The sequence below is a fragment of the Halobacillus sp. BBL2006 genome, assembly GCF_000786645.1.
Taxonomy (GTDB): domain Bacteria; phylum Bacillota; class Bacilli; order Bacillales; family Halobacillaceae; genus Halobacillus.
The window spans coordinates 1-2,709 of record NZ_JRNX01000694.1 but is presented as its reverse complement, the minus strand read 5'-3'; the positions used below and the strand labels follow the sequence as shown (position 1 = coordinate 2,709).

At 42.5% G+C, this 2,709-nt stretch carries 3 protein-coding genes; all 3 read left to right on the top strand.

Translation table 11 applies throughout. The annotated features are described in order from the left end of the window. On the top strand, window positions 1-982 hold a 982-nt coding region (locus LD39_RS18455), incomplete at its 5' end, for an ABC transporter substrate-binding protein (protein WP_035551438.1). Then, a complete protein-coding gene (locus LD39_RS18450; RefSeq protein ID WP_035551436.1) occupies window positions 963-1,820 on the top strand; it encodes an ABC transporter permease in 858 nt (285 codons plus the stop codon). The genes LD39_RS18455 and LD39_RS18450, both read left to right, overlap by 20 nt. After that, complete coding sequence (locus LD39_RS18445; RefSeq protein WP_035551434.1) at window positions 1,820-2,620, top strand: ABC transporter permease; 801 nt, start codon at window positions 1,820-1,822, stop codon at window positions 2,618-2,620. The genes LD39_RS18450 and LD39_RS18445 overlap by 1 nt, the downstream gene beginning before the upstream one ends. Window positions 2,621-2,709 lie beyond the last annotated feature (89 nt).

Below are 2,709 nucleotides of genomic sequence, written 5' to 3'. Positions count from 1 at the left end.
TACGGGTGAAATCCTGCAAAAGCTCCAAACTGAGAAACAAGCCGAAAAAAATGAGGGCACAATCGATATCGTTTGGATCAACGGGGAGAATTTTAAGAATGCCAAAGAAAATGGATTGCTGGCAGGTTCTTTCGTTGATGCTTTGCCTAATTTCAACAAATACTATCAAACGGATGACCCCGCATTCCAAACGGATTTCGGGACAGATGTAAATGGAATGGAAGCCCCCTGGGGGAAAGTACAATTTGTCTTTCATTACGATGAGTCTAAAATTGACTCTCCTCCTGGATCTTTTGAAGAATTAAAAACGTGGATTAAAGATAATCCAGGAAAATTCGCCTATCCAAATGCCGAAGACTTTACAGGTAACGCTTTTCTAAGACACATCCTATATGCCAATGCCGAATCGCCTTCGTCCATCTACGAAGAACCCCTGGATAATAAAAAAATCTCGGATACCGCTGAGAAAACCTGGAGCTACTTGAACGAAATCGAACCTGATCTTTGGCGTTCTGGAGAGCATTACCCGAACACGTTGACTGAGCTCGATCGTTTATACAGTCAGGGAGAGGTATGGATGACGATGGGATATAACGAAGCCCGTGCAGAATCCCTCATCGATCAAGGAGTCTTTCCTGAAACCACTCGTTCATTTGTTATGGAGCCGGGATCCATAGGGAATACCCATTTCCTGTCGATTCCTTTCAATAGTTCAAACCCTGAAGGGGCACTGACGGCGATCAACTTTATGCTTTCCCCTGAAGCTCAACTAGCAAAATTGAAACCAGACTACTGGGGAGAAAACACGCCGATCAGTATGGCAAAGTTACCTAAAGAAATGCAAGAAGCGTTTCGTGCCGTTGAAAGAGGACCAAGCGTTCTGAATCAGAAAGAGCTTGAAGAAAGCTTTATACCTGAGGCAGAAGCTGCCTATGTAGATTGGATGAAAGAGCAGTGGTTCAATGAAGTTGTTCAAAACTAAATCATTTTATCTTTTTCTGCCGAGTGCCCTATTTTTGCTGATTCCCCTCTATGGCTTGATCGCTGGTCTCTTGCAGAGTGTTCAGAAAGATGGCGCCTTCACATTTGAATACTACCTAATTTTACTGGACTCCGATCGCTTTTTAGCTTCAATAGCTTTCAGCTTGAAAAATGCGTTGCTTGCTACGCTATTTTCCTTAGTGATTGGCTTGCTTTTAACAAGAGTCTTTTATAAGTACCTAGAAAACTATTCACCTCGGTTGATCGTCTGGCTGCCAATGCTCTTTCCTCATTTTGTATGGGGTTATATGGTGATTCTCTTATTATCAGAAACAGGTATTTTTTCTCAACTGCTCACTGCTGGCGGATGGTTGGGTAATAGCAGCGAGTTTCCTGTCTGGACACGGGATCCTTACGGGATCGGGATTATCATTACTTATGTTTGGAAAGAGGTGCCCTTCGTCATTCTCATGTTGCTGCCTGTTTATTCTTCTATCAACCCAGCCTATTATGATTTAGTCAAGACACTTGGTGGCAGTTCATGGAGGCAGTTTACATCTGTGGAATGGCCAAATCTGCTCCCCGTTTTGATCGAAACATTCTTAATCGTTTTTTCGTTTACGATATCGGCTTACGAAGTTCCAGCCTTATTGGGAACCACATTTCCTGAAATGATGTCTGTTCTGAGTTATGAGTGGTTTTACGGCAGCAGCTGGGAAGAACGGCCCTTAGCTTTTGCAGCCATGATCAGCCTCAGCGGCTTCATTCTCACTCTCACATTGCTGGGCTACTTATGGCTGAACACAAAACGTTGGAAGGCAATGAGAGGAAGATTTTAATGAAATCCAAAAAATTTATTTTTCACCTTCTGGCTTTTGGTTTGTTTCTTGTTCCAACTTTTCTATTAGTTTTACAAAGCTTGAGTGAAACATGGCGGTTTCAATCTGGCGAAGGTCTGAATTTTCAATGGAAGAGCTACGAGATTCTATGGTCTGACCCGAAACTGTGGGAGGCGACTATCTGGTCTGTCAGCATAGGTGCTGGTGTACTCTTTATCAATTTGATTCTGGGTATTACTACAGGAAAAGCTCTTGCTCTTCTTTCTTTTAGAGGAAAACCATTTGTTGAATCTATTCTTCTCTCTCCTATATTGATTCCTGTATTAGCCATCGCTATGGGGCTGCACTTGTTTATGATTCGTGCGGGCCTTGCCGATACTCTTTTAGGTGTTATTCTCATTCACCTCGTTCCCACTGTGCCCTATAGCATCAAGATCTTCCATAATTCGTATCATCAAATGGGAAATCATTTGCTAGAGCAGCCCTTAATATTGGGAGCATCCCCCCTTCACCAGCTATTCACAGTGGAGCTGCCATTGATGAAACCAGCTCTTAGGAGTGTTACTTTTTTAACAATCGTTATCAGCTTAAGCCAGTACGCGATCACAGCTATTATAGGAGGAGGGCGGATTATTACCCTGCCCATGATTTTCTTCCCGTTTCTTGATACGGCGAATGCTTCAGTCATGGCTGCCTTTTCTGTATGGTTCGCTATGATCCCACTCTTTTTATATTTAGTTATGGAAGGAATGATTCTCCTTCTCCCTTATTCACGCATGCCATGGAGGAATAGAAGATGACTATCGCATTAGAGATTTCGCAACTTACAAAACAATTCAATCAACAATTCATTCTTCATAACTTGAATTTCAAACTGAATAAAGGGGAG

Coding starts and splice junctions, on each gene's coding strand:
- LD39_RS18445 (WP_035551434.1), top strand. CDS start 1,820: ATGAAATCCAAAAAATTTATTTTTCACCTTCTGGCTTTTGGTTTGTTT.
- LD39_RS18450 (WP_035551436.1), top strand. CDS start 963: ATGAAGTTGTTCAAAACTAAATCATTTTATCTTTTTCTGCCGAGTGCC.